The 26,766-nt window shown below is 70.6% G+C and carries 20 protein-coding genes and 2 pseudogenes; 7 read left to right on the top strand and 15 right to left on the bottom strand.

What is annotated here, in order from left to right:
- Positions 1-76: 76 nt before the first annotated feature.
- Positions 77-2,242 carry a RecQ family ATP-dependent DNA helicase gene (locus DIZ27_RS21810; RefSeq protein ID WP_109380128.1) on the top strand — a complete coding sequence of 722 codons (2,166 nt, stop codon included), beginning with the start codon at positions 77-79 and terminating at the stop codon, positions 2,240-2,242.
- Between the two features lie 224 nt (positions 2,243-2,466).
- Positions 2,467-3,072 carry a hypothetical protein gene (locus tag DIZ27_RS21805; protein WP_109380127.1) on the top strand — a complete coding sequence of 202 codons (606 nt, stop codon included), beginning with the start codon at positions 2,467-2,469 and terminating at the stop codon, positions 3,070-3,072.
- A 64-nt stretch (positions 3,073-3,136) separates the two neighbouring features.
- Here the strand turns inward: DIZ27_RS21805 and DIZ27_RS21800 are convergent, their stop codons facing one another.
- The 6 genes and pseudogenes from DIZ27_RS21800 to DIZ27_RS21775 all read right to left on the bottom strand — a co-directional run bounded on the left by DIZ27_RS21800 (position 3,137) and on the right by DIZ27_RS21775 (position 7,354).
- Positions 3,137-3,766, bottom strand: a complete 630-nt coding sequence (locus DIZ27_RS21800) for a hypothetical protein (RefSeq protein WP_109380126.1) — start codon at positions 3,764-3,766, stop codon at positions 3,137-3,139.
- A 68-nt stretch (positions 3,767-3,834) separates the two neighbouring features.
- Positions 3,835-4,536: a ribonuclease HII gene (locus DIZ27_RS21795; protein WP_109380125.1), complete on the bottom strand. Its 702-nt coding sequence runs from the start codon at positions 4,534-4,536 to the stop codon at positions 3,835-3,837.
- Between the two features lie 81 nt (positions 4,537-4,617).
- Positions 4,618-4,908: pseudogene (locus DIZ27_RS21790) on the bottom strand (TetR-like C-terminal domain-containing protein); the annotation flags it as partial.
- A gap of 85 nt (positions 4,909-4,993) precedes the next feature.
- Positions 4,994-5,902, bottom strand: coding sequence for an ADP-ribosylglycohydrolase family protein (locus DIZ27_RS21785; protein ID WP_109380124.1), 909 nt, complete (start codon positions 5,900-5,902; stop codon positions 4,994-4,996).
- A 12-nt stretch (positions 5,903-5,914) separates the two neighbouring features.
- On the bottom strand, positions 5,915-6,574 hold the full coding sequence (locus tag DIZ27_RS21780) for a histidine phosphatase family protein (protein WP_109380123.1): 660 nt from the start codon (positions 6,572-6,574) through the stop codon (positions 5,915-5,917).
- A gap of 174 nt (positions 6,575-6,748) precedes the next feature.
- Positions 6,749-7,354 (bottom strand): YdbC family protein, encoded by a 606-nt coding sequence (locus DIZ27_RS21775; RefSeq protein ID WP_109380122.1) that lies wholly within the window; start codon positions 7,352-7,354, stop codon positions 6,749-6,751.
- A gap of 158 nt (positions 7,355-7,512) precedes the next feature.
- Between DIZ27_RS21775 and DIZ27_RS21770 the strand changes: the two genes are divergently transcribed.
- Complete coding sequence (locus DIZ27_RS21770) at positions 7,513-8,046, top strand: TerD family protein (RefSeq protein WP_109380121.1); 534 nt, start codon at positions 7,513-7,515, stop codon at positions 8,044-8,046.
- 157 nt (positions 8,047-8,203) lie between these two features.
- On the opposite strand, the gene DIZ27_RS21765 is transcribed toward DIZ27_RS21770, so the two are convergent.
- Positions 8,204-11,101 carry a vitamin B12-dependent ribonucleotide reductase gene (locus tag DIZ27_RS21765; RefSeq protein ID WP_109380120.1) on the bottom strand — a complete coding sequence of 966 codons (2,898 nt, stop codon included), beginning with the start codon at positions 11,099-11,101 and terminating at the stop codon, positions 8,204-8,206.
- A 163-nt stretch (positions 11,102-11,264) separates the two neighbouring features.
- Positions 11,265-11,822, bottom strand: coding sequence for a transcriptional regulator NrdR (nrdR, locus tag DIZ27_RS21760; protein ID WP_109380119.1), 558 nt, complete (start codon positions 11,820-11,822; stop codon positions 11,265-11,267).
- A gap of 668 nt (positions 11,823-12,490) precedes the next feature.
- Between nrdR and lexA the strand changes: the two genes are divergently transcribed.
- Positions 12,491-13,270: a transcriptional repressor LexA gene (lexA, locus tag DIZ27_RS21755; protein WP_109380118.1), complete on the top strand. Its 780-nt coding sequence runs from the start codon at positions 12,491-12,493 to the stop codon at positions 13,268-13,270.
- A gap of 122 nt (positions 13,271-13,392) precedes the next feature.
- Here the strand turns inward: lexA and DIZ27_RS21750 are convergent, their stop codons facing one another.
- Positions 13,393-15,393 carry an ATP-dependent DNA helicase gene (locus DIZ27_RS21750; RefSeq protein WP_109380117.1) on the bottom strand — a complete coding sequence of 667 codons (2,001 nt, stop codon included), beginning with the start codon at positions 15,391-15,393 and terminating at the stop codon, positions 13,393-13,395.
- A gap of 363 nt (positions 15,394-15,756) precedes the next feature.
- Here DIZ27_RS21750 and DIZ27_RS21745 point away from each other — a divergent pair, with 363 nt between their 5' ends.
- On the top strand, positions 15,757-16,977 hold the full coding sequence (locus tag DIZ27_RS21745; protein WP_109380116.1) for a serine protease: 1,221 nt from the start codon (positions 15,757-15,759) through the stop codon (positions 16,975-16,977).
- 134 nt (positions 16,978-17,111) lie between these two features.
- Positions 17,112-17,893 (top strand): annotated as a pseudogene (locus tag DIZ27_RS21740) (trypsin-like serine peptidase); the annotation flags it as partial.
- A gap of 70 nt (positions 17,894-17,963) precedes the next feature.
- On the opposite strand, the gene hflX reads toward DIZ27_RS21740, so the two are convergent.
- From hflX to miaA, 6 genes are all read right to left on the bottom strand, one after another.
- Positions 17,964-19,460, bottom strand: a complete 1,497-nt coding sequence (hflX, locus tag DIZ27_RS21735) for a GTPase HflX (RefSeq protein WP_109380115.1) — start codon at positions 19,458-19,460, stop codon at positions 17,964-17,966.
- 139 nt (positions 19,461-19,599) lie between these two features.
- Positions 19,600-21,219: a M1 family metallopeptidase gene (locus tag DIZ27_RS21730; protein WP_109380114.1), complete on the bottom strand. Its 1,620-nt coding sequence runs from the start codon at positions 21,217-21,219 to the stop codon at positions 19,600-19,602.
- Positions 21,220-21,370: 151 nt separating this feature from the next.
- On the bottom strand, positions 21,371-23,533 hold the full coding sequence (locus DIZ27_RS21725; RefSeq protein ID WP_109380113.1) for a bifunctional (p)ppGpp synthetase/guanosine-3',5'-bis(diphosphate) 3'-pyrophosphohydrolase: 2,163 nt from the start codon (positions 23,531-23,533) through the stop codon (positions 21,371-21,373).
- 299 nt (positions 23,534-23,832) lie between these two features.
- Positions 23,833-24,726, bottom strand: a complete 894-nt coding sequence (gene dapF / locus DIZ27_RS21720) for a diaminopimelate epimerase (protein WP_109380112.1) — start codon at positions 24,724-24,726, stop codon at positions 23,833-23,835.
- Positions 24,727-24,783: 57 nt separating this feature from the next.
- On the bottom strand, positions 24,784-25,302 hold the full coding sequence (locus DIZ27_RS21715) for a hypothetical protein (protein WP_109380111.1): 519 nt from the start codon (positions 25,300-25,302) through the stop codon (positions 24,784-24,786).
- A gap of 108 nt (positions 25,303-25,410) precedes the next feature.
- A complete protein-coding gene (gene miaA, locus DIZ27_RS21710) occupies positions 25,411-26,349 on the bottom strand; it encodes a tRNA (adenosine(37)-N6)-dimethylallyltransferase MiaA (RefSeq protein WP_109380110.1) in 939 nt (312 codons plus the stop codon).
- A gap of 112 nt (positions 26,350-26,461) precedes the next feature.
- Here miaA and DIZ27_RS21705 point away from each other — a divergent pair, with 112 nt between their 5' ends.
- On the top strand, positions 26,462-26,731 hold the full coding sequence (locus DIZ27_RS21705) for an antitoxin (protein WP_109380109.1): 270 nt from the start codon (positions 26,462-26,464) through the stop codon (positions 26,729-26,731).
- The last annotated feature ends 35 nt before the right edge of the window (positions 26,732-26,766 follow it).

Genomic DNA, 26,766 nt, shown 5'->3' with positions numbered 1-26,766 from the left:
ATTACCACACAAGGCCACCCTCTCACCGCCCCGCACCGCCGCCCGACTGTCCTTGCCGTCCTGTTGTATGGGACTCATGGAGCACACGAACAACGCGGATCTCCGGACGGCGGCGGACGCCGTCCTCGCCCGGCTCGTCGGGGACGCCTCGGGAGAGGCCCGGCTGCGCGAGGACCAGTGGCGAGCGATCGAGGCGCTGGTCGCCGACAAGCGCCGGGCCCTGGTCGTCCAGCGCACGGGCTGGGGCAAGTCCGCGGTCTACTTCGTGGCCACATCTCTGCTGCGGGCCCGGGGCAGCGGTCCCACAGTGATCGTCTCCCCCCTCCTGGCGCTGATGCGCAACCAGGTCGAGGCCGCGGCCAGAGCCGGTATCCACGCCCGCACCATCAACTCCTCCAACAGCGAGGAATGGGACACCATCCAGACCGAGATCGCCGCGGGCGCGGTAGATGTCCTGCTGGTGAGTCCGGAGCGGCTGAACAACCCCGACTTCCGTGATCACGTACTGCCCGAACTCTCCGCCGCGACCGGACTCCTCGTGGTGGACGAGGCGCACTGCATCTCCGACTGGGGCCACGACTTCCGCCCCGACTACCGCCGGCTGCGCACCATGCTCGCCGATCTCCCGCCCGGCGTGCCCGTCCTGGCCACCACCGCCACCGCCAACGCCCGGGTGACCGCCGACGTCGCGGAGCAACTCGGCACGGGAGGCGCCTCGGACGCCCTGGTGCTGCGGGGTCCGCTGGACCGGGAGAGCCTGAGCCTGAGTGTGCTGCGCCTGCCGGACGCCGCGCACCGGATGGCCTGGCTCGCCGATCACCTCGACGAACTGCCGGGCTCCGGCATCGTCTACACCCTCACCGTGGCAGCCGCCGAGGAGGTGACCGCCTTCCTGCGGCAGCGCGGCCACACCGTCGCCTCGTACACCGGCAAGACGGAGAACGCGGAACGGCAACAGTCGGAGGAGGACCTGCTCGCCAACAAGGTGAAGGCCCTGGTCGCCACCTCCGCCCTCGGTATGGGCTTCGACAAGCCGGACCTGGGATTCGTGGTCCACCTCGGCTCACCGTCCTCTCCCATCTCCTACTACCAGCAGGTCGGCCGCGCCGGCCGTGGTGTGCGCCATGCCGAAGTCCTGCTCCTTCCGGGCAAGGAGGACGAGGCGATCTGGACGTACTTCGCGTCCCTCGCCTTCCCCTCGGAGGAACTGGTGCGCCGCACAATCGACGTCCTCGCCCACGCGGACCGGCCCATGTCGTTGCCCGCCCTCGAACCCCTGGTCGAGCTGCGCCGCTCCCGGCTGGAGACCATGCTCAAGGTCCTCGACGTGGACGGGGCGGTGCGACGGGTCAAGGGGGGCTGGATCGCGACCGGTCAGCCATGGACGTACGACGCCGAGCGGTACGCGTGGGTGGCCCGCCAGCGGGGAGCCGAACAGCAGGCAATGCGCGAGTACGCGACGACCGCGGACTGCCGGATGGAGTTCCTGCAGCGCCAGTTGGACGACGTGGGCGCGAAACCCTGCGGCCGCTGCGACAACTGCGCGGGCGCGCGCTACATCCCCGAAGCCTCTCCCACGGCGCTCGAGGCGGCCCGCGTGGATCTCGGCCGGGCGGGAGTGGAGGTGGAACCGCGGCGCATGTGGCCCACCGGGCTTCCGGCGATCGGCATGGACCTCAAGGGGCGCATCCCGGCCGGGGAACAGAGCGCTCAGGGCCGGGCGTTGGGACGCCTGTCGGACATCGGCTGGGGCAACCGGCTGCGTCCGGTGTTCGCGCCCCAGGCCCCGGACGGGCCCGTGCCCGACGACGTGGCGAAGGCCGTGGTGGATGTACTGGCCGACTGGGCCAAGGGGCCCGGCGGCTGGGTGTCGGGAGCGCCGGACGCCCAGCCCCGGCCGGTCGGTGTGGTCACCCTCCCCTCCCGCACCCGCCCCGCCCTGATCCACTCGCTGGGAGCGCACATCGCGGAGGTAGGACGCCTGCCCCTGCTGGGTTCCGTGCAGTACACGGACGAGGCCCGGCCGGCGTCCCGGAGCAACAGCGCACAGCGTCTGAAGGCCCTCGACGGGGCGCTGGCCGTCCCTTCCTCTCTCGCCACGGCCCTCGCCGAGGCCGGGGGGCCGGTGCTTCTGGTGGACGACTACACGGAGACGGGCTGGACCCTCGCGGTCACGGCACGCCTGCTCCGGCGGGCCGGCGCCGAGGGGGTGCTGCCCCTGGTGCTGGCCGTACAGGGCTGACGCTCCGCGGGGCCCCTGCCCGGCACACCGGGCAGGGATATAAGCCGCTGATCATGAGATACCGGTCTCCCCGCGTGATTGCTCGTTGCCGCATCCAGGTTCGACGGGAAGAATCGAGGTCCGCACCCGCACGGTTCGTCCGCCGATCAGGTTGGGCTCTGTTGCGTGCGCGCTCCCCGAAATCCGCCCCCGCCCGCAGCCCGGGCGTAGCCGAAGGGAGGACCGTGACCTTCGGATTCGCTTCGTCCTCGGCCGCATCACTGTCGACCTCCGCCACTCGTGTGCTCGAACCCGCGGAGTGGGCTGCCGCGGGAATTCCGCTGCTGCGCAACCCGCGTGAGGTCGTCAGCGGTCTGCACGCCCGGCATCGTCCCGGGCCGACGACCGCGGTCGTCGCCGTGCTCGACCCGGACGACCGACTGCGGGCGAGCGCTTCGTTCACCCGCCGTCCCGCCCCGGCGGACGGCTGGATGTTCCGTAACGCGCTGCTGTCCCAGCTGCGCCGGATCATCCCGCACGATCTGCGGCGCCGTACCCCGGTGCGTACCGCCGTACTGCTCTACTGCCGTGACGGCGACGCGCGTTGGACGGAGGAGGACGGCGCGTGGATGTGGGGGCTGCGGGACGCCTGCACGCTGCACGGGCTGCGCTGCGGGGCGTACATCACGCTGACCCGTGACGGCTGGCAGGTGCTCGGTGAGGGGCGCGGCGGGCGCCGGCCCACCGCCGACTCGGCGCCGGAGCCGTTCGCCACGGCCGAGGCACCGCCGCGGATACCGCGCACCGGCGGTGTCGCGTCCGAGGTCCTGCGCCGCGCGGCGGCACGCTGAGGGCCGACGGTGCTCCCCGGAACCGGGACCTGGCGCCCGCACTGACGGGCGCCAGGGCGTCGGCTCAGACGCCCGCGTTCATCACCGAGTTGATCCGCTTCAGGTCACCGCAGACGATCAGCAGAGCGGTGGCCTTGGCGTGGGCGACGGACAGGGCCGACGCGGTCACCGACTCGGGACCGCCGTTGACGGCGACCACGACGACGGGCCGCGCCCCGGCACGCTCCGCACCGGTGACGTCCGTGTGGAAGACGTCGTCACCGGCGTCGTGCAGGGCCCAGTAGGACGCTTCACCGAAGGACAACTCGTGGGTGGCCCACGGATGCGGCTCGTCGGTGGTGATCACCAGCACGTCGCCCGGTGCACGGCCCGAGTCCAGCAGCAGGTCCACGGCTTCCTCGGCGGCGTCGAGCGCCCCCTGGACCGAGGCCGGAATGAGCTGGATCTGGGTGCCGTCCGCGGCAGCGGCGGCCGGCTTCGGAGGGGCGGGTCTGGCCGCCGCAGTGGCATCACGCGGCGTGCGTTGCGCCGGGGGCGCCGGCCGGGCCGGGCCGGGACGACCGGGACGCGGCGGAGCCACAGGGCGGGGACCGGGTACGGGGCGGGGGGTCGGCGCGGTACGGCTGCTGGCCGGAGTGGCGCGGGGACCCTGGGCACTCTCGTGAATCTGAGGCTCCTCGGGAATGAGAGGCATGGGCTGATTTTTATCAAACGTTGGTACGGCTCGCGCCACCGGGTGGCACATGAGTGCGAACGGAACCGTCAGAAGTCGAAGCCGAGCTGACCCTCGATCTCCGGAACGCTTCCGTCCGCCCAGCTGCGGACCTTCTTGAGATGCCGCCACTGGGGCAGCGCATCAAGATACGCCCACGACAACCGGTGGTAGGGGGTGGGCCCCCGGACCTCCAGCGCGGCCCTGTGCACGGGTGACGGATACCCGGCGTTGTCCGCAAAACCGAAGTCTGCATGGTCGGCACCCAGTTCGGCCATCATTTTGTCGCGGTGCACCTTGGCGATCACCGAGGCCGCCGCGACCGCCACGCACGACTGATCGCCCTTGATCACGGTTCGGACCCGCCAGGGCGCCCCGAGATAGTCGTGCTTGCCGTCGAGTATCACCGCGTCGGGCCGGACCGGCAGCGCCTCGAGCGCGCGTACCGCCGCCAGCCGCAGCGCGGCCGTCATCCCCAGCTGATCGATCTCCTCGTGGGACGCGTGGCCCAGGGCGTACGACGTCACCCAACTCCTCAGCGTCCGGTCGAGTTCGGCGCGCCGCTTGACGGTGAGGAGCTTGGAGTCGGTGAGACCTTCAGGGGGCCGACGCAGTCCGGTGATCGCCGCGCAGACGGTGACGGGACCGGCCCAGGCGCCGCGCCCCACCTCGTCGACACCTGCGACGATCTTCGCCCCGGTCGTGGCGCGGAGAGAGCGCTCGACGGTGTGAGTCGGTGGTTCGTACGGCATGGCGCCCTTAGCGTACGCCGACCGGAACGGCCCGCGACACCCAGGTTCCCCGAACGATGTCACGGTCCACGACGACCCGGCTCAGGAGCCGCTCGGCCGCAGCAGTAAAACGATCGGCCGGCCGATCATTTCTTCCACATCCGTGTCCGGCCATTGGCTTCCGCACATGGTGAACCGGCACACCGTCATCGTCGGAATGAGGTCGAAGACGTAGCCGCGTGCCGCGTCCGGGCGCACTTCCGCACGCTCGATCCCACGCTCGATCACCTCTCGGAGCATCGCGACGGCCTGCTCCACCACCGCTCCGAAGAACACGGCGTGGAACCGCTCGGCCTGCGTGGAATCGCATTCGTGAACCACCGATCGCAGGGCAGCCGCGACGAGTTCCTCCACTGTCAGGCCGTGCCGGCCGGACGGACGGCTCCGGACAGACAGGCGACTCCGGACAGACAGGCGGCTAGAGCGACACCGGCATCCAGCTCGGCAGCGCCTCGACCCGCTCGATCCACCCGGGAGGCGGCCCCCCGGCCTTCCCCGCCGCGACCACCCCGCCCACGATGGCGCACGTCGTGTCCACGTCTCCGCCCGCCTGGGCCGTCGTCCAGAACGCCTGCTCGTAGTCGCCCAGGGCCCGCGCGGCCGACCACAGTGCGAAGGGCACGGTGTCGTGGGCCGTCGTACGCCGTCCGCAACCGAGCACGGCGGCGACGGTGGCCACATCACCGAAGTCGAGCATGTCCCGGGCCCGGCGCAGCCCCGCACCGACCGCGCTCCTCTTGGGCACCAGTGCGACGACCCCGTCGAGCAGGGCTTCCGGAGCGGGCGTCCCCCCGGGGGCGGCGGCGAGCGCGGCTGCCCCGGCGACGGCCATCGCGCCGACCACGGCCTCACGGTGCTGGTGGGTGGGGTAGGCCGAGATCTCGGCCTGGTGGACGGCCTGCTCCGGATCGTCCGCGTACCAGGCACCCAGCGGTGCGATGCGCATCGCCGCCCCGTTGCCCCAGGAACCCTGACCGTCGAAGAGCCCGGCGGCGAGCTCCCGCCAGTCGCCGCCCTCACGGACCAGCCGCAGCAGCCGGCCGACCGCGGGCCCGTAGCCTCGGTCGAAGTCGTGGTGCCCGGCGAAGGACTGCGCGAGGGCCTCCTGGTCGATCCGCTGGTGAGCGGCCAGGACGGCGACGACCGAGCAGGCCATCTCCGTGTCGTCCGTCCACTGCCAGCGGCCCGGGGGCAGCTCACGGCGCATGAGCAGCGGATAGTTCCCCGGAACGAAGAACTGCGAGCCCAGCGCGTCCCCCACCGACAGGCCGCGCAGGCTGGCCAGGGCGCGGTCCAGGCGCCCGGCGAAGGAGAAGTCAGCGGTCATCGCCCTGCCACTCTATCCAGTGATCCCATACGGTTCCGGCTCCCGCCAGCGTTCGAAGGGCCGGTCAAGCGTGTACTTGCCGTCCTCGCCCAGAACGAGCATCCGCGTCTCGGCGTTCCCCGGGTTCGACAGGCACTCGAACTCCGCCACGGTCCAGTGGAACCACCGCATGCAGAACAGCCGCATGGCCAGACCGTGCGTCACGATGAGGACGTTCGGCGGATGGTCGGGGGCATCGAAACTGCGGAAGAGGCTCTCCAGGAAGCCGTCGACCCGGTCGTAGACGTCGGCGCCGGACTCTCCCTGGGCGAAGCGGTAGAAGAAGTGTCCGTACGCGTCCCGGCGTTCCTTCTGCAGGCCTACGTCCTTCTGGTCCTGCCAGTTCCCCCAGTCCTGCTCGCGCAGTCTCGGCTCCTCACGCACGCGTATGAGCTCCGGGTCGAGCCCGAAGGCGCTCAGCGTCTGGTGCGTACGGCGGTAGGGAGACACGTACACGCTGACGCGCTCGTGGCCGAACAGGTCACGCAACCGCTTACCCGTCTCCTCCGCCTGCCGCCGGCCCCGCTCGGTGAGGGCCAGTGCGTGATCGGGTTCGCGCTCATAAACGGAGTCGTCAACATTGCCCGTTGATTCACCGTGCCGGACAAGGACGATGCGCCGTGGTCGTGCCATGCCGAAACCCTAGAACGGGCGACGACCGGCCGAGCACCCGTACGCACCCCATACGGCACAGGTCACACACTTCCTGCACCACGGACAGCACCGCGATCCGCACCTCACGGGGCACACAAGCCGCATGGTTCACATGCATCGCATAAGGGGCGGCGCTCTCGGTGCGCGTGGTCGTCAGACCGTCCAGACCGGCTCCATGTCGACGACGTCCCCCGTCAGGGCCGCTATGTCGGCCTCCGTCTGCGCCCTCAGCGCGAGACGTTCCACGCGCTCGGTGCGGTACTTGCCGTGCTCGGCCGCCGACCACCACATCGACAGCACCAGGAACTCGTTGCCGGGGGCCTCACCGAACAGACCTCGGACCATGCCGGGCGAGCCCGCCATCGCCGGGTTCCAGACCTTCTCGTGCATCAGCACGAAGTGCTCCGCCCGCTCCTCGTGGACCCGGCACAGTGCCACTCTCAGCAGGTCCACGTCCGTGAAACGCGGTTCGAAGCCCGTCTTCACGTCGAAGCGGTGGTCGAAGAGCCGGACCTGGGCGTCCTTGAAGGTGCCCGCCTGAGCCGAGGCGAGCCGATCATGGGAACGCGCCATGAACGAGTCGTAGAAGGCACGGCTCTCCCAGAAGGAGAAGATGTGCGCCACGTCCTGCCGTGCACGGCTCCACCCTCCGCCCTGTCCACGAAATCCCGGCTCCCCCAGAAGCCCCGCCCACTTCCGCTGTCCCCGTTCGAACCCCCGGCGGTCCACCACGGTGCAGCGAATCCACTTGACCAGCACCGCGCCATCGTAAGGCCGCGGAGCGTGGCGTCGGTCACCCTCGTCCGGACTGCTTCACCGCACTTACCCGGCCGGGCATGACAGGATGGACAACCTGCCGGATTCACCCGGCAGTTGGGCTGAAAGGGCAGGATGGTCGCGCAGGGAAGGGGAAATGGGTGAACGGCGTCAACAAGGGCATCGACAAGGTCGAGATCGCGCTGAGGTGGGACCCGAGTCCCGCGGGACAACCGTCCACCGATCTTGATCTCGTCGCCGCGCCCTACCCGGCAAGCGATCCACACGGCGATCCCTCCTATGTGGTGCACTTCGACAGCCGCTCCCCCGACGGCACCATCACGCTGAACCGGGACAGCAAGGACGGCTTGGGCTTCGGCTTCGACGAGGTCATGACGCTGGAACTGAACCGGCTCGACGCGCGGTACGCGCGCGTGGTGGTCGGCGTCGTCATCCAGCAGCATCAGACGCGGCGGACCTTCTCCGGCGTGGCTCGCCCCGGTCTGCGCATCCGCCAGGGGTACACCGTCCTGGCCGAGGACGACTTCGGCGGTGTCCCGGGGGCCACGGCGGCCGTCGTCGCCGAGTTCACCCGGGACGACACCGGCGCATGGGACCTCCGCCCCGGCGTCGAGGGCTTCCTGGACGACCCGGTGACGTTCACCCGCGCGATGGGGGCGATCCGCCGGGCGTGACCCGGACCCTCAGCGGCTCGGCCGCCCGGGCTCGGCGAGCATCGGCAGAAAAGACAGAGGAGTGGGGCACCAGCCCATGGGCTGGTGCCCCACTCCTCGCTCTCCACCGCTCAGTCACCGGCCGGACGCACCGGTACCGGCGGTGTCAGGCCCTGCCTCAGCTGCACCCGCTGGTCGAGCCGCAGCCCTCGCAGATGTAGCAGGAGCCGGCCCGCTGCATCTTCGTGCCGCAGGAGAAGCAGAGCGGAGCGTCGGCATGGATGCCCAGCTGCATCTCGACCAGCTCGGCGCTGGTGTGCGCCTGCTGCGGGACGGGCCTGGCCGCCTCGGCCTCGGCCTTCGGCATGGAGACCGCCTTCAGCTCCTGGGCCCGCGGCGCGGACTGGGCCAGGCCCTCGACGTCGAGCTCGGCATCGTCGATGGACTGCTCGTAGGAGCCGGTCTCGAGGTGGCGCTGACGCTCCTCGGCGGAGTGGATGCCGAGCGCGGAGCGCGTCTCGAAGGGCAGGAAGTCCAGCGCCAGCCGGCGGAAGATGTAGTCGACGATGGACTGCGCCATCCGCACGTCCGGATCGTCCGTCATACCGGCCGGCTCGAAACGCATGTTGGTGAACTTCGAGACGTACGTCTCCAGCGGGACGCCGTACTGGAGGCCGACGGAGACCGCGATGGAGAAGGCGTCCATCATGCCCGCGAGGGTCGAGCCCTGCTTGGACATCTTCAGGAAGACCTCGCCGAGTCCGTCGTCCGGGTAGGAATTGGCCGTCATGTAGCCCTCGGCGCCGCCGACGGTGAAGGAGGTGGTGATGCCGGGACGCCCCTTCGGAAGACGCTTGCGGACCGGGCGGTACTCGACCACCTTCTCGACCGCGGCACGGATCGTCTCCTCGGCCTTCTCGGTGACCTCCGCCTTCTCGTCCTTCTTCTTGGCGGAGAGGGGCTGACCGACCTTGCAGTTGTCGCGGTAGATGGCGAGCGCCTTGACGCCCAGCTTCCAGGCCTCGAAGTAGATCTCCTCGACCTCTTCGACGGTCGCCGTCTCCGGCATGTTGACCGTCTTGGAGATCGCGCCGGAGATCCAGGGCTGGATCGCGGCCATCATGCGGACGTGGCCCATGGGGGAGATGGCCCGCTCGCCCATGGCGCAGTCGAACACCTCGTAGTGCTCGTGCTTGAGACCGGGGGCGTCGATCACATTGCCGTGGTCGGCGATGTGGGCGACGATCGCCTCGATCTGCTCCTCCTGGTAGCCCAGGCGGCGCAGGGCCTGCGGGACGGTGCCGTTGACGATCTGCATCGAACCGCCGCCGACGAGCTTCTTGAACTTGACCAGGGCGAGGTCGGGTTCGACACCGGTGGTGTCGCAGGACATCGCCAGACCGATGGTGCCGGTCGGGGCGAGCACGGACGCCTGGGAGTTGCGGAAGCCGTTCTTGTCGCCGAGGCGCACCACGTCCTGCCACGCCTCGGTGGCGGCGGCCCACACCGGGCTGTCCAGGTCGTCCATGCGCACGGCCGCGCCGTTGGCGTCGAAGTGCTGCTTCATGACGCGCTTGTGGGCGTCGGCGTTACGGGCGTAGCCGTCGTACGGGCCGACCACCGCGGCCAGTTCCGCGGAACGCCGGTAGGCCGTGCCGGTCATCAGCGAGGTGATCGCACCCGCGAGGGCACGGCCGCCGTCCGAGTCGTAGGCGTGACCGGTGGCCATCAGCAGGGCGCCGAGGTTGGCGTAGCCGATGCCGAGTTGACGGAACGCGCGCGTGTTCTCGCCGATCTTCCGGGTCGGGAAGTCCGCGAAGCAGATCGAGATGTCCATCGCGGTGATGACCAGCTCGACGACCTTCTGGAAGCGCTCGGTCTCGAAGGACTGGGTGCCCTTGCCGTCGTCCTTGAGGAACTTCATCAGGTTCAGCGAGGCCAGGTTGCAGGACGTGTTGTCCAGGTGCATGTACTCGCTGCACGGGTTCGACGCGGTGATCCGGCCGGACTCGGGGCAGGTGTGCCAGTTGTTGATCGTGTCGTCGTACTGGATGCCCGGGTCTGCGCAGGCCCAGGCGGCCTCGGCGATCTTGCGGAAGAGCGCCTTGGCGTCGACCTCCTCGATGACCTCACCGGTCATCCTGGCCCGGAGACCGAACTGGCCGCCCTGCTGGACCGCGTTCATGAACTCGTCGTTCACGCGGACCGAGTTGTTGGCGTTCTGGTACTGGACGGAGGCGATGTCGTCGCCGCCCAGGTCCATGTCGAAGCCCGCGTCGCGCAGGACGCGGATCTTCTCCTCTTCCTTGACCTTCGTCTCGATGAACCCCTCGATGTCGGGGTGGTCCACGTCGAGAACGACCATCTTGGCGGCCCGGCGGGTGGCGCCGCCGGACTTGATGGTGCCGGCGGACGCGTCGGCGCCGCGCATGAAGGAGACCGGCCCCGAGGCGTTGCCTCCGGAGGACAGCAGTTCCTTGGAGGAGCGGATGCGGGAGAGGTTCAGGCCGGCGCCGGAGCCGCCCTTGAAGATCATGCCCTCTTCCTTGTACCAGTCGAGGATCGACTCCATGGAGTCGTCGACGGACAGGATGAAGCAGGCGGAGACCTGCTGGGGCTGCTTGGTGCCGACGTTGAACCAGACAGGGCTGTTGAAGCTGAAGATCTGGTGCAGAAGGGCGTAGGCCAGCTCGTGCTCGAAGATCTCGGCGTCGGCGGGCGACGCGAAGTACCTGTGGTCCTCCCCCGCCTTCCGGTACGTCTTCACGATGCGGTCGATCAGCTGCTTGAGGCTGGTCTCACGCTGCGGGGTGCCCACGGCACCGCGGAAGTACTTGCTGGTGACGATGTTGACCGCGTTCACCGACCAGAACTCGGGGAACTCGACGCCGCGCTGCTCGAAGTTGACCGAGCCGTCGCGCCAGTTGGTCATGACGACGTCACGGCGCTCCCAGACCACCTCGTCGTAAGGGTGGACCCCCGGAGTGGTGTGGATGCGCTCGACACGCAGTCCCTTGCCGGCCTTGGTGCTCTTGGCCCGGGAACTCCGTGTCGGACCGCTCGCCGTCTCTGTCATGCCGCCTCCCTGATACGGGCAAAAACGCCCTGAAGTGCCCCGATGTTCCCGTGGCACGGTGTTTGTCCAACGCTGCGGGCGCCCCACTGGCATCACCCGCAACAGATCTTCTCGTCGCCGCCGTCCGGCCGCACCCGGCCGTCGGCCGGGCGGGGACCGCCGGTCAGTCGGCGGCCGGAGCGGGTTCCGGGACCTGGGCAGTCCCTCCGGACCCGCTGCCGTCTTCCTGGCTCCCCACGACAACCCCTTCGCGGCCTCCGTCGTCCGCGCCGGAGTGCCCCACCTGCCTGAGTTCCGCGATCGCGGCCTCGAAGTCCTCCAACGACTCGAACGCCCGGTAGACGGACGCGAACCGCAGATAGGCGACGAGGTCGAGTTCCTGCAGCGGGCCGAGTATGGCCAGCCCCACGTCATGGGTGGTCAGCTCGGCACTCCCGGTGGCCCGCACCGCCTCTTCGACACGCTGGCCGAGCTGCGCGAGCGCGTCCTCGGTGACGGGACGCCCCTGGCACGCCTTGCGCACACCGTTGATGACCTTGGTGCGGCTGAACGGCTCGGTGACCCCGGACCGCTTGACCACCATGAGCGAGCACGTCTCCACGGTCGTGAAGCGGCGGGAGCAGTCAGGGCACTGGCGGCGCCTGCGGATCGACGTGCCGTCGTCGGTCGTACGACTGTCGACGACCCGGCTGTCGGAGTGCCTGCAGAAGGGGCAATGCATGAAATCCCAACCCTCCCTCACAGCAGACTCCATGGCCTCACAAGACCTGTTCGGCCCCACGAAGCTGCTCCAGCATAAGCGATCTCCGAGGGCCTCAAGACCCGGGGGACCACAACTTCTGGGTAGCGAGTGCAATCCAACCACTAGATGTGGGGATTGGCTCATACATGCACTCCAGCACGCGTGTCACGCGAATCGCGGGCAGCCGACCCCCGACCGAGCCCTCCCGCGGGCGCCCGCACGGCCTCCGCGCGGTCCCCACGACGGCCCTGTACGGGCATCCCACCACAGACTCGCGGGACCTTCGGCGGGCTCCCGCGTGGGACGCCTTCCCCGTCGCCGAGGTCCGCAGTCGTGTGCCGCCGCAGCACATGGGGAGATGCCGTGCACACGGAAAGGAGAGCGCGTGCGGCTCCCGGAGAGAGCCGGGACCGCCCCCGTGCCGCGAGACACCCGGTGGCAGACTGGCCCGACGACCGGGAGGCCGTCACCTCGGCGGCGAGAGGCGCACCATGGGCGCGCCTGCCCGACGGAAGCGTCGCCGCCAATACACCGCAGCACGCGATCGCATAACGTAATTCGCGATTTTTCACTCGAACGTGTGTTTGGCGCAACCTTTCGAAAGCTACTACCGTTGTCCTGCAGGGAGACCATCGAGAGGGGCCGACGTGACCACCACCGCCGACAGCGCCAGCATCGCTGCCCAGGACCGCTCCCAGGACCGGCTCGAGCCGGTGCATGCGATGAGCGAAGCCACGCATCCTGAGGGACCCAAGCGCTCCTTGCCGGGCCGACCTCCTGGCATCCGGGCGGACAGCTCCGGACTCACCGACCGCCAGCGCCGGGTGATCGAAGTCATCAGGGACTCGGTGCAGCGCCGCGGCTATCCGCCGTCGATGCGTGAGATCGGCCAGGCGGTCGGCCTCTCCAGCACGTCATCCGTGGCGCACCAGCTGATGGCTCTGGAGCGCAAGGGGTTCCTGCGTCGCGACCCGCACCGCCCCCGCGCCTACGAGGTGCGCGGTTCCGACCAGGTCACCTCCGTGCAGCCCACGGACACCGCGGGCAAGCCGGCCGCGTCGTACGTACCCCTGGTGGGCCGTATCGCCGCCGGTGGCCCCATCCTCGCCGAGGAGTCGGTCGAGGATGTCTTCCCTCTCCCCCGGCAACTCGTGGGTGACGGCGAGCTGTTCGTCCTGAAGGTGATCGGCGACTCCATGATCGAGGCCGCGATCTGTGACGGCGACTGGGTCACGGTCCGACGCCAGCCCGTCGCCGAGAACGGTGACATCGTGGCGGCGATGCTCGACGGCGAGGCCACCGTCAAACGCTTCAAGCGCGAGGACGGCCACGTCTGGCTCCTCCCTCACAACGCGGCCTACGAGCCGATCCCGGGCGACGACGCGACCATCCTGGGCAAGGTGGTGGCCGTTCTGCGCCGCGTCTGAGTCCGGTGCGGGGCGGCCGGTCCGGCCCCGCCCTCCGACCGGGCCCCGGGACCCCTGCGCCGGTTCCGGGGCCCTGTGCTGTCCGGCTTCGTGGCCGCGATCCGTGACGGGCCGCCCCGGCGTCACTCCGTCTCCACCGGTGCTTCCGCCCCGGTCTCGGCCCGCTTCGCCGCCGCGTCGATCGCGGCCAGGGATTTCCTGGCCTGGTTCCGGTCCGTGGTGAACCAGAAGTCGGGCAGCGAGGCCTTCAGGTAACTTCCGTAGCGGGCCGTCGCCAGCCGCTGATCCAGTACGGCGACCACACCGCGGTCGCCCGTGGCCCGAACGAGACGGCCGGCGCCCTGCGCCATGAGCAGTGCCGCGTGGGTGGCGGCGACCGCCATGAAGCCGTTGCCGCCCGCCTCCTCCACGGCCTTCTGGCGGGCGCTCATCAACGGGTCGTCCGGGCGCGGGAACGGGATCTTGTCCATGACGACCAGTTGGCAACTGGGGCCGGGGACATCGACACCCTGCCAGAGCGACAACGTGCCGAACAGGCAGGTCTTCGGGTCGGCCGCGAAGTTCTTGATCAGTTCGCCGAGCGTCTCCTCGCCCTGAAGGAGGATCGGGAACTCCGGGATCCGGGAGCGCAGTTCCTCCGCGGCGAGCTGGGCGGCCCGCATCGAGGAGAACAGGCCCAGCGTGCGGCCGCCCGCCGCCTGGATCAGCTCGGTGAGTTCGTCGAGCATGTCCGCGCGGTCGCCGTCACGGGCCGGGCGCGCCAGGTGCTTCGCGACGTAGAGGATGCCCTGCCTGGGGTAGTCGAACGGAGAGCCGACGTCGACGCCCTTCCACCGCGGCAGGTCGTCTCCTTCGGCGCCCTCGGGGCCGAGTCCCAGGGAGGCTCCCACGCCGTTGAAGTCGCCGCCCAGTTTCAGGGTCGCGGACGTCAGGACGACGGAGCGGTCGGTGAAGAGCTTTTCGCGCAGCAGACCGGAGACGGACATGGGGGCGACGCGCAGAGAAGCGCCGAAACGGTCGTGGCGCTCGTACCAGACGACGTCCCATTCGGAGCCGTTGGTGATCCGCTCCGCCACGTCGTGCACGCTCTCCACCGAGGCCAGCGCCTGTTTGCGGACCGCGTCCTCGTCCTGGACGGACTTGTCGCGGGTGCCCCCGATCGCGGAGATGACGGTCCGGCACGCGTCGCGCAGCGCCATGAGCGCGTATCCGAGGTCCTCCGGGACCTCCTCCAGGCGACCCGGGAGAGCCAGTTCCATCACTCGTTCAAAGCCTTCGGCCGCGGTCTGCAGCTGGTCGGCGGCCTTCTCATCGGCGAGTTTCGCGGCACGGCGCACCGCCCGGTTGACCTGGCCGGGGGTGAGTTCCCCCGTGGCGACCCCGGTGACCCGGGAGACCAGTTCATGGGCCTCGTCGACGATCAGCACCTCGTGCTGCGGAAGCACCGGAGCGCCCTCGATCGCGTCGATCGCGAGGAGCGCGTGGTTGGTGACGACGACCTCGGCCAGTTTGGCCCGTTCACGGGCCATCTCCGCGAAGCACTCCGCGCCGTAGGCGCACTTCGTGGCGCCCAGGCACTCCCGGGACGACACCGACACCTGGGACCAGGCCCGGTCGGAGACGCCCGGCGTGAGGTTGTCCCGGTCGCCGGTCTCCGTCTCGTCCGCCCAGTCACGCAGGCGCAGCAGGTCCTGGCCCAGCTTGCTGGTGGGGGCGGCCGCCTCGAACTGGTCGAAGAGGCCCTCCTCCTCGTCCTGCGGTACGCCTTCGTGAAGACGGTGCAGGCACAGGTAGTTGGACCGGCCCTTGAGCATCGCGAACTCCGGGCGGCGGCGCAGCAGGGGATGCAACGCCTCCACCGCGCGCGGAAGGTCGCGCTCCACGAGCTGCCGCTGCAGGGCCAGCGTCGCCGTCGCCACGACGACTCTCTCCCCCTGGGCGAGCGCGGGCACCAGATAGCCGAGCGACTTTCCGGTGCCGGTCCCGGCCTGGACCAGCAGATGAGAGGCGTCGTCGATCGCTTCGGCGACGGCTTCGGCCATGGTCACCTGGCCGGGGCGCTCCGTGCCGCCGACGGCGGTGACGGCGGCGTGCAGGAGTTCAGGGAGTGAGGGCTTCGTCATAGCGCGACCACCCTACGGCCCGGCACCGACAATCACGTCCTCCGTGACCGCCGGGGGAGGTGCCGACGTCGGGCCGGCGAAGCCGTCCCACCGCGAAGTCCGGTGAGCCCGGGGGCCGTTGCTCATCGCACGAGGGGCGACAGGCCGTGTCCGGTAAGGCGTCACAGTGGTGGGTTCCGGAGACCGTCCGGGTCGGAACGCTCGTAGCGAAACCGTTGCCGTTCCGTCGGTCGTCCCCCACGGCGAGCGCATAGTGTGTGGTGCCGTTCCCGGTGGTCGTGTGTTCGCTCCGGACTCCGCTCGAGTCCAGGACGTGAGCACGGCCGAAGCACCATGTTCGCCCACAGCAGGGGGAGTCAGTTCATGCGATCCATACGGCCGTCGTCCACCACTCGCCGAGGCGGAAGGGCGCGCCGCGGAACCTCCCCCGTGCTGACCGCCGTCGCGCTCGCCTCGGTGCTCGCGCTCACGGCGACCGCCTGCGGTTCGAGTGACGACACCGCGGGCGGCGACGCCTCCGCGACCGCCGCGGCCGGCGACGGCAAGATCACGATCCCGGACGACATCAAGGACCGGCTCAAGGAGCACGGGATCGATGTCGACAAGTGGCGGAACGGCGAGTGGAAGAACTGGGACAGGGACGACTGGCTGCGTGAGGCCAACGACTACATCAACCCGATCATCGAGGACCTGTGGGACCCGGACCGCATGCGGGACGCGGAGGAGCCGGAACAGGAGATCGACGAGAGCGACATCTCCGGTGACCAGGGCGTGACCGACCCGACGCCGGAGCCGGTGCAGGCGCAGGCCGTGCCGCCTTCCTACCACGCCAGCGCTCCCACGTCCGGCAAGGTGTTCTTCGACTCCCCGGAGGGCACCATGGTGTGCTCCGCCACCGTGGTGCAGGACCCCGCCAACCCGGGCAAGTCCAACATGGTGTGGACGGCCGGCCACTGTGTGCACGCCGGCAAGAAGGGCGGCTGGTACCGCAACATCGCCTTCGTGCCGTCGTACAACGACGCGGGCAGGCCGACGGCGGAACTCGAGGGCGCCGCCCAGGAGGAGGTCGCTCCGTACGGCGTCTGGTGGGGTGACTGGGCGCAGACCTCCGACCAGTGGATCGAGCAGGGCGGTTCGACCGGTGGCGACGGCGCCTCGTACGACTTCGCGGTCATCCATGTGACGCCGGAGAAGGGCGGTGACGGCAAGTCGCTGGAGGAGACGGTCGGTTCGGCGCTGCCGGTGGACTTCAACGCTCCGGCGGTGCCCGACATGGAGAGCGTGAGCGCGACCGGTTACCCGGCCGGAGCCCCGTACGACGGCCAGAAGCTGTTCAGCTGCGAGGACCGGCCGGGCCGGCTCTCGCTCGACACGTCCGAGCCGACGATGTACCGGATCGGGTGCAGCATGACGGCCGGTTCGTCCGGTGGCGGCTGGGTAGCGGCGGGCTCGGACGGCAAGCCCGCTCTGGTGTCCAACACCTCCATCGGCCCGGTGACCTCGGGCTGGCTGGCCGGTCCCCGGCTGGGCGACGAGGCCAAGGGCGTCTACGACGCGGTCAGCGACAAGTTCGCCGGACAGTGACCGACGTGCCCGTTCCCACGTGCTCCGCGCACCCGGGAACGGGCACGTGTCCAGCAGGGCACTCACGGGATCCAGCGGGGGTCTCGCATCATGCGTTCCACAGGTACGTCCGCGCCACACCGGCTTCGGCATCGGCTCCGGTCGAGGCGCAGGCCGAGCAGAGGCCGTACCACGACAACGCGGCCCCGGCCGGCAAGGTCTTCTTCGACTTCCCCGAGGAACCGGGCGTCTGCTCCGGCACGGTCGTCAAGGAGGCGAACCACCCGGGCAGGTCCGACCTCGTCTGGACGGCCGGTCACCGTGTGCACGCCGGCAGCGACGGCGGCTGGTACCGCAGCTTCGTCTTCGTCCCGCGCACAACGACCTCGGCGAGTCCGAGGCGGACCTGAGCAACACGGACGCCTCGGAGGTCGCTCCCTGCGGCAACTGGTGGGCGGACCGGACCTCGACCTCGGACGGCTGGATCCAGGGCGGCTCGCAGACCGGCGGCGACGGAGCGTCGTACGACTACGCGGTGCTGCACGTGAAGCCGGAGCAAGGGGCCGAGTCCCTGGAGGAGACCGTCGGTACCGCGCTGGAGGTGGACTTCTCCGCCCCGTCCGCGGGCGGGGCGGGCCGTATGGGGGCCTGGGGCTACCCCGCGGCCCCGCCCTGCAACGGCCTGCGGATGTTCAAGTGCCTCGACACTCCGGGCCGGTTCTCCCTCGGCTCGAACCCACCCACGATGCACCGCATCGGCTGCACCATGACCGGTGATTCGTCCGGCGGCTGGTTCCGGGTGCTGAACGGCAAGACCGTACTGGTGTCGAACACCTCGATCGGTCCGATCGACAACACCCGGCTCGCGGGCCCGCAGTCGGGCCGGGACGCCAAGCCGCTGTACCAGAACACGAGCAGGACCTACGGCGGCCGGTGACCGCACACGCCGACGGCCCGCCCCCTGCCGGAGCAGGGGGCGGGCCGTCGCGTCGCTGCGGGCCGCCGGCTCAGTGAGCGGCCGTTGTGAGCAGGTGCGGCGTGAGTTCCGCCGCCAGTTCCTCATGCACCCGCACCTTGAGCAGGGTGCCCTCCGGGGTGTGTTCCTCGGAGATCACCTCGCCCTCGTCATGGGCGCGGGCGACCAGCTTGCCGTGCGTGTACGGCACGAGCGCCTCCATCTCCACCGCCGGGCGGGGCAGCTCGGCGTCGATGAAGGCGAGCAGTTCCCCGATGCCCTGACCGGTGCGGGCCGAGACCGCGATGGAGCGCTTCTCCGTCCGCAGCAGCCGCTGGAGCGTCAGCGGGTCGGCCGCGTCGGCCTTGTTGATCACGACGATCTCGGGTACGTCGGTGGCCCCGACGTCCCTGATCACCTCGCGCACGGCAGCCAGCTGCTCCTCCGGAACGGGATGCGAGCCGTCCACCACGTGCAGGATCAGATCGGCGTCGCCGACCTCCTCCATGGTGGAGCGGAACGCCTCGACCAGATGGTGCGGCAGATGCCGGACGAAACCGACGGTGTCGGCCAGCGTGTACAGCCGTCCGCTCGGCGTCTCGGCCCGGCGCACGGTCGGGTCGAGGGTCGCGAACAGGGCGTTCTCGACCAGTACGCCCGCGCCCGTGAGGCGGTTGAGCAGCGAGGACTTGCCCGCGTTGGTGTAGCCCGCGATGGCGACGGACGGCACCTTGTTGCGCCGGCGTTCCTGGCGCTTGATGTCGCGGCCGGTCTTCATCTCCGCGATCTCCCGGCGCATCTTCGCCATCTTCTCGCGGATCCGGCGCCGGTCGGTCTCGATCTTGGTCTCACCGGGGCCACGGGTGGCGAGCCCGCCGCCCGTGCCGCCGCCCATCTGCCGGGACAGCGACTGACCCCAGCCGCGCAGCCTCGGCAGCATGTACTGCATCTGCGCGAGCGCGACCTGTGCCTTGCCCTCTCGGGACTTGGCGTGCTGGGCGAAGATGTCCAGGATCAGGGCCGTACGGTCGACGACCTTGACCTTGACGACGTCCTCGAGGTGGATCAGCTGGCCGGGGCTCAGCTCACCGTCGCAGACGACCGTGTCGGCGCCCGTCTCGAGGACGATGTCACGCAGCTCCTCGGCCTTGCCGGAGCCGATGTAGGTCGCCGCGTCGGGCTTGTCCCGGCGCTGGATCAAGCCGTCGAGTACAAGGGCGCCCGCCGTCTCCGCCAGGGCCGCGAGCTCCGCGAGGGAGTTCTCGGCGTCCTGCGCGGTTCCCGATGTCCACACGCCGACGAGCACGACCCGCTCCAGCCGGAGCTGTCGGTACTCGACCTCGGTGACGTCCTCGAGCTCGGTGGAGAGGCCTGCGACGCGGCGCAGGGCCGCACGCTCGGAGCGGTCGAACTGGTCGCCGTCCCGCTCTCCGTCGATCTCGAGGCTCCAGGCGACGTCCGCTTCCATCAGGGCATCGGCCCGGAGGCCCTCGGGGTAGGTCTGCGCGAGGCGCTTGGTGTCCTGGGAAGGGGAAGAAGAGGAGGTCATTGGGTCCTTACGTCGATGGGATGTCGCAGGTGGCGACGGAATGCGGCCGTCACACTTCACAACGCACGAGCCCGCCGGGAGATTCCCGCCGCCCGTGCCGCGGCGACCTGACGATGGTGACACGGCACGGGGCGTCTCGTCATCGTGTTTGTTCCCGGTTCCCACCCGGTCGATGCTCGACCGGCTTGAGCGGTCTCGTGGACTGGGCGCCGGGCTCGGTCGTGGACTTCCAGTCCGGGTGGCCGGGCATCGGCGGGGTCTTGGAGTCGTAGAGCCAGGGCTCCAGGAATCCCGTCAGGTCCCGTCCCGCGACCTCGGAGGCGAGCCGGACGAAGTCGGCGGTGGTGGCCGTGCCGTTCCGGTGGTGGGTCACCCAGAGACGTTCCAGGCGTTCGAAGGCGGTGCGGCCGATCTCCTCGCGCAGGGCGTACAGCACGAGCGCGGCTCCGGCGTAGACGCTCGGCCTGAAGATGCTGATCTTCTGACCGGGTTCCGGGACCTTGGGAGCGGCGGGGGGCCCGCCCGTCGCGCGCCAGTGGTCGGAGGCCTCGTAGGCGGCCTTCATCCGGGCGTCGAGGGACGGGCCGGACCTCTCCTGCGCGTACAGCGCCTCGTACCAGGTGGCGTGGCCCTCGCCGAGCCACAGATCGGACCAGGTGCGAGGACTGACGCTGTTGCCGAACCACTGGTGGGCGAGCTCGTGCATCATGATCGACTCGATGTACCACGCGGGGGAGCCGGGCTCGGTGAAGAAATCCCTCTCGAAGAGGGACAGTGTCTGGGTCTCGAGTGCGAAGCCGGTGGCGGCGTCGGCCATGAGCAGGCCGTACGTCTCGAAGGGGTAGCGGCCGACCCTGGCCTCCATCCAGGCGATCTGGTCGGGGGTCTTCGCCAGCCACGGTTCGAGCTGCTCGCGGTGCTTCGCGGGGACGACGTCGCGCAGCGGCAGCCCCTGCGGGCCGGCACGGTGCAGGACCGTGGAGCGGCCGATGGACACCTGGGCGAGTTCGGTGGCCATGGGGTGCCGGGTGCGGTACGTCCAGGTGGTCGCTCCGCGTGTGCGGTCGACACCGGCCGGCAAACCGTTGGCGACGGCCGTGTGCCCCTCGGGGGCGGTGATGCGGAAGGTGAACATCGCCTTGTCGGACGGGTGGTCGTTGCACGGGAACACCAGGTGCGCGGCGTCGGCCTGGTTGGCCATGGCGAGGCCGTCCGCGGTGCGCACCCAGCCGCCGTCGCGGCCCTCGGCCGGCACCGGATCGCTGGTGTGCCGCACCGTGATGCGGGTCCGTTCGCCCGCCTCCAGACCGCCCTCGGGCGTGATCACGAGATCCTCCCCGGCGGTGGTGAAGGCGGCCGGGGCCCCGTCGACCTCGACCGACTGGACCGTGCCGTGGGCGAAGTCGAGGTTGATCCGGTCCAGGTCCGCGGTCAGCCGGGCGACGATCGTCGTGGTGGCCCGGAGCGCCTTGTCGTTGGTTCCGGGGTAGCTGAGGGCGAGGTCGTACGACGCCACGTCGTATCCGGGGTTGCCCAGGTGCGGGAAGAGGCGGTCGCCGATGCCCAGCGGCGTGGCCGGGGCGCTCGCGGCGAGGAGGCAGACGGAGACGGCCGACGCGAGCAGCGCGGCGGAGGTCCGCCGTCGACGGCCACGAGGGACCACCGTGCGGGCGGTCGCGCCGTGGGCGGACGGACCGGGGACGGCCGGACGGTCGGATGCCGGACCGGGAGCGGTCGGGCCGTGGGGAGTGAGCAGCATGGCCCACGGCTACCAGCGCGCGCGGGCGCCCCGGCGACGGCGCGCTCCCGGCCCACCCGATCGGGTGGGCCGCCAGAGGGGCATTCGGACGGTGGGGCCGCCGCGCGGCGGGCGCTCACGGCCGGGCGGTGCCCCGCACGCGCGTGTGCCGTCAGGTGCCCTGGGTCTGCGGCTTGGCCCGGCTCACGTCGTACACACCGGCCACGTTGCGCATCGCGCGCATGAGGGCGGGCAGGTGTGCGGCGTCGGGCAACTGCACGGTGTACGTGTGCCGCACCTGCTGATGGGTCGGGGGCTCGACGGTCGCGGAGACGATCTCGGCGCCTTCGAGGGCCATGGCCTCGGTGAGGTCCGCGAGCAGGTGAGGCCGGACGAACGATTCGGCGACGAGCGTGACCCGGCATTCGGCTCCCTCCCCCCAGTGCACGCCGACCTCCGCGCGCCCCGCGTTCTTCATCCGCGCCACGGCGGCGCACTCGATCCGGTGCACGGTGACCGCTCCCCCGCGCACGGCGAAGCCGGTCACCGCGTCGGGCGGCACGGGCGTACAGCAGCCGGCCAGCCGTACGGTCGCGCCGGGCCGGTCGGCCAGGACCTGGGCGCCGGTGGAGGGACCGGGCACCGCCCCGGGCGCCTGGGCGGCGGGCTCGTCGACGGGGCGGGGAGCCCACCGGGCCTCCTCGGGCCGGGCGGCCGGCGGGTCGCTCCGCTCGGGGTGGGCGGTCAGCCAGCGCTGGATGGCGATCCGCGCGGCGGGCGTGTGGGCGTGCTCCAGCCACTGTCTGGAGGGCTCGGAGGCGGGGTCCTGCCCCATCAGGAGCTGGACGGTGTCCCCGTCCTTCAGGGTGGTGCTCAGCGTCGCCAGACGGCCGTTGACGCGGGCGCCGATGCACGCGTGCGCGTCCTCCCCGTACTGCGCGTACGCGGCGTCCACGCAGGTCGCCCCGTCGGGCAGGCCGATCGTGCCGCCGTCGGGGCGGAACACGGTGATCTCGCGGTCCTGGGCGAGGTCCTCGCGCAGGGTCGACCAGAAGGTGTCGGGGTCGGGTGCGCCGCGCTGCCACTCCAGGAGCCGGGAGAGCCAGCCGGGCCGGGTCGGGTCGACGCGCTCGCCGTCGCTCGCGGACTGCTCCTCGGCCGGGGCGGCGTACGGGTTGCCCAGGGCGACGACACCGGCCTCGGCGACCTTGTGCATCTGATGGGTCCGGATGAGGACTTCGACGACCTGGCCGTCGTCCCGGGCGACCGCGGTGTGCAGCGACTGGTACAGGTTGAACTTGGGTACGGCGATGAAGTCCTTGAACTCCGAGACGACCGGCGTCAGGCAGGTGTGCAGCTCGCCCAGGACCCCGTAGCAGTCGGCGTCCTCGTTCACCAGCACCAGCAGACGGCCGAAGTCGGCGCCGCGCAGCCGGCCGCGTTTGCGGGACACCCGGTGCACGGAGACGAAGTGACGGGGGCGGATGCGGACCTCGGCGGGGATGTCCGCCTCGCGCAGCACCTTGCGCACCTCGTCGGCGACCTCGGCGAGCGGGTCGTCCGCGCGGGAGGCGTTGCGGAGGATCAACTCGCGCGTGTGCTCGTTCTCCTCGGGGTGCAGGATTGCGAAGACCAGGTCCTCGAGTTCCGTCTTGAGCGCCTGGACCCCGAGCCGCTCGGCGAGGGGGATGAGGACGTCCCGGGTCACCTTGGCGATGCGCTCCTGTTTCTCGGGACGCATGACACCGAGGGTGCGCATGTTGTGCAGCCGGTCGGCGAGTTTGATCGACATCACGCGGACGTCGTTGCCGGTGGCGACGAGCATCTTGCGGAAGGTCTCGGGCTCGGCCGCGGCGCCGTAATCGACCTTCTCCAGCTTGGTGACGCCGTCGACGAGGTAGCTCACCTCCTCACCGAACTGCTCACGGACCTGATCGAGTGTCACCTCCGTGTCCTCGACGGTGTCGTGGAGCAGGGATGCCGTCAAGGTCGTGGTCTCGGCGCCGAGTTCGGCGAGAATCAGGGTCACGGCCAGCGGGTGGGTGATGTACGGCTCGCCGCTCTTGCGCATCTGGCCGCGGTGCGAGGACTCGGCCAGGAGATAGGCCCGGCGCAGGGGTTCGAGACCGGCGTCGGGATGGTGGGCGCGATGGGCGTCGACCACATGGCCGATGGCGTCGGGGAGCCGGTCGCGGGAGGCTGGGCCGAGCAGCGCGGCACGGCCCAGTCGGCGCAGGTCGAGCCGGGGGCGGGCCTTCCTGCGGGCCCCTGTGGGCGCGACATGACCCGATGTCGCAGGACCTGGGCTCGCAGGATTCACGGCCTCCGCGTTCATGGGCACCTCCGGCTGCGTTGACCGGCGGACGGTGTGCCCCAGGGCGGACTCGGGCTCAGGGGACGGCGTTCGTCCCCCGTCCGGGCCGGTGCTTGATGCTACCGACCCCAACACGTGCGACCGACCGCCTCCCGCCGAGCGTGAAACGGATCACCCCATCGAGCGAAGCCCCGCACTGCGGCGGTTTCACGCCACGGGACCGGCGGCGCGCCGTGCTCTCGAAGCCGAAATCCGCCCCCGCACCCCACGGATGTCGGCCTCCTGCCCCGTGCATCTGGGATACCAAGCCGGCCCGGACTTCAGCGGGGCGGGTTCTCCAGCCACTCCTGCTCGATCACTCCCTCGGCGACGATCACCGCGGGTCCGGTCATCTCGATCTCGCCGTCGGGCCTTTCGGTGATCACCAGGGTGCCGCCGGGCACGTCCACGGTGTACGTCACCGGCGTTCCGGTGACGCTCGGGTCTACGCCGTCCCGGCGGGCGGCGGCCACCGCGACCGCGCAGGCACCCGTGCCGCACGAGCGGGTCTCACCGGCCCCCCGCTCATGGACGCGCAGCGCCACGTGCCGCGGGCCCCGGTCGGCCACGAACTCGACGTTGACGCCGTCCGGATAGGCCGAGGCGGGGCTGAAGGAGGGCGCGGTCAACAGATCACCGGCGTGCGCGAGGTCGTCCACGAAAACCACGGCGTGCGGGTTGCCCATGTTCACGTTCCGCGCCGGCCGGCTGCGCCCGTCGACGCTCACGGTGACGTCGCCGTCGGGGAGCAGCGCCCGGCCCATGCCGACGGTGATGTCACCCGCGGCGGAACCGCTGTCGGACCCGGTCTTGGCGATGTGCACCGTCTTCACGCCCCCGCGCGTGGCGACCGCGATGTCCCCCTCGGCCACATGCCCTGCCCGCTGGAGGTAGCGCGCGAACACCCGCACTCCGTTGCCGCACATCTCGGCGATCGAGCCGTCGCCGTTGCGGTAGTCCATGAACCACTCGGCCTCGGCCGCCAGGTGCCGTGCCTCGGGATGCGCCGCGGACCGCACCACGTGCAGCAGTCCGTCGCCGCCGATGCCCGCGCGACGGTCGCACAGGGCCGCGACGACGGCGGGGGGCAGGTCGATGGCGTTCTCGGGGTCCGGGACGATCACGAAGTCGTTCTCGGTGCCGTGCCCCTTGAGGAAGGCGATCCGCGCGCTCATCCCTCGATCGTACGGGGTGGCCACGACAGCGCGTCCCGCCGCGGCCCCGCGCGGGCGTCAGCGGAGGCGGGCCACTCGCCAGACGGCCAGCGCCACCACCGCGGCGACCAGCACGGCGTAGGCGATCACGACCCGCCAGTCGGGTCTGCGTCCGGAACCACGGGCCGGCAGCCCCGGCCAGGTGTGGCCCACCCTGCGGGCGGCCATCATGCCCCAGCCGGCCGCGCAGGAGCAGATCAGCAGGCCCAGCATGGCGATCACGGCACCGCTGTCGCCGAAGTCGAAGGCGAGCGGGAACGCGAACATCAGCGAGCCGACCGCGGCCAGGCCGACGATGGGCGCGAGCTGCCAGATGCGCAGCCGGCGCTGCGGGCGCAGCTCGACCTCGACCTCGTCGCCGCCCGCGAACATCTCGTCCGGCTCGGGGCCGTCGTCGGTCACTCCGCCCTGCGTCTCGTCCAGCTCGTCGGGGCTGAGACGGCCGAGGTCGAGACGGTCGGGATCCTGCTCCGGCGCACCCCGCTCGGTGGTGAGGTGTTCGGTGCCGTGTGCGGTGTCGCGAGGGCCGGCCTCCATCGCCACGCGCCCTCCCAACTTGGACTCCACTTGGTCGATCGAAGCTTGATGATGGCACGGCGTCAGAGGCCCGGATGACGGCCTGGGCGTCCCGATGCCATGACGTGATCAGGCTGTGACCGGTCGTTCGACCAACGACAGCGCGAGCTGCGGAAGTTCCCTGAGGTCCGCCGCGGCCCCACTCAACCAGTGCACCCGCGGATCGCGCCTGAACCATGAATCCTGACGGCGCGCGAAGCGCTTCGTGGCACGCACGGTCTCCGACCGCGCCTCCTCCAGGGTGCACTCCCCGGCGAGCGCCGCGAGGACCTGCTGGTAGCCGAGCGCACGCGAGGCCGTACGCCCCTCGCGCAACCCCTGCGCCTCCAGTGCGCGCACCTCGTCCACGAGACCCGCCTCCCACATCCGGTCGACCCGGCGGGCGATGCGCTCGTCGAGTTCGGGGCGGGCCACGTCGACGCCGATCTGAAGGGTGTCGTAGACCGAGTCGTGGCCGGGAAGGTTGGCGGTGAAGGGCAGGCCGGTGATCTCGATCACTTCGAGCGCCCGGACGATACGGCGGCCGTTGCTCGGCAGGATGACCCGCGCGGCCTCGGGGTCCGCGGCGGCGAGACGGGCGTGCAGCGCGCCGGAGCCGCGCAGGGTGAGTTCCTCCTCCAGGCGCGATCTGACGTCGGGGTCGGTGCCCGGGAACTCGAGGTTGTCGACGGCCCCGCGGACGTAGAGGCCGGACCCCCCGACCAGGACGGGCCAGCGCCCCTCGGCGAGCAGGGCGTCGATCCGCTCCCGGGCCAGACGCTGGTACTCGGCGACGGACGCGGTGACGGTCACGTCCCAGATGTCCAGGAGGTGGTGCGCGACTCCCCCGCGCTCCTCGGGCGTCAGCTTGGCGGTGCCGATGTCCATCCCCCGGTAGAGCTGCATGGAGTCGGCGTTGACCACCTCACCGCCGAGCTGCCGGGCCAGGAACACGCCCAGATCGGACTTTCCGGCTGCGGTGGGACCGACGACGGCGATGACCCGGGGGGCGGAGGATGCGCTGCTCACCGGTCCAGTCTCGCAAACGCCGCAGCCGGGCGGGACAGCCTCCACCCGAGTACCGTATGAAGTGGATATGGGCGTTTTCGCACATGAACCGCACCGCGAGGGAAGGTGGATCATGGGTCTCCTGGACAACATGAAGGCCAAGCTGGGGCCTGCCAAGGAGAAGGTCTCGCACCTCGCGCAGCAACACGAGGGCAAGATCCAGCACGGGCTGGACAAGGCCGCGAAGACCGTCGACGAGCGGACCAAGGGCAAGTACAGCGACAAGATCCAGTCGGGCACGGGCAAGGCCAAGCACGCCATGGACCGGCTCACCCACAAGGACCACCCCGGTCCGGACACGGGTGGCAGCACGCCGCAGGCCGGGCCGCCGCCCGCTTCCTGAGCGCGGTACGGCGCGGTACAGCGACGGACGGCCGT

This window comes from Streptomyces sp. NWU339 (assembly GCF_003143855.1).
Taxonomy (GTDB): domain Bacteria; phylum Actinomycetota; class Actinomycetes; order Streptomycetales; family Streptomycetaceae; genus Streptomyces.
Note: the sequence above shows the minus strand (reverse complement) of the source record. Positions and strands in the feature narration are given on the sequence as shown.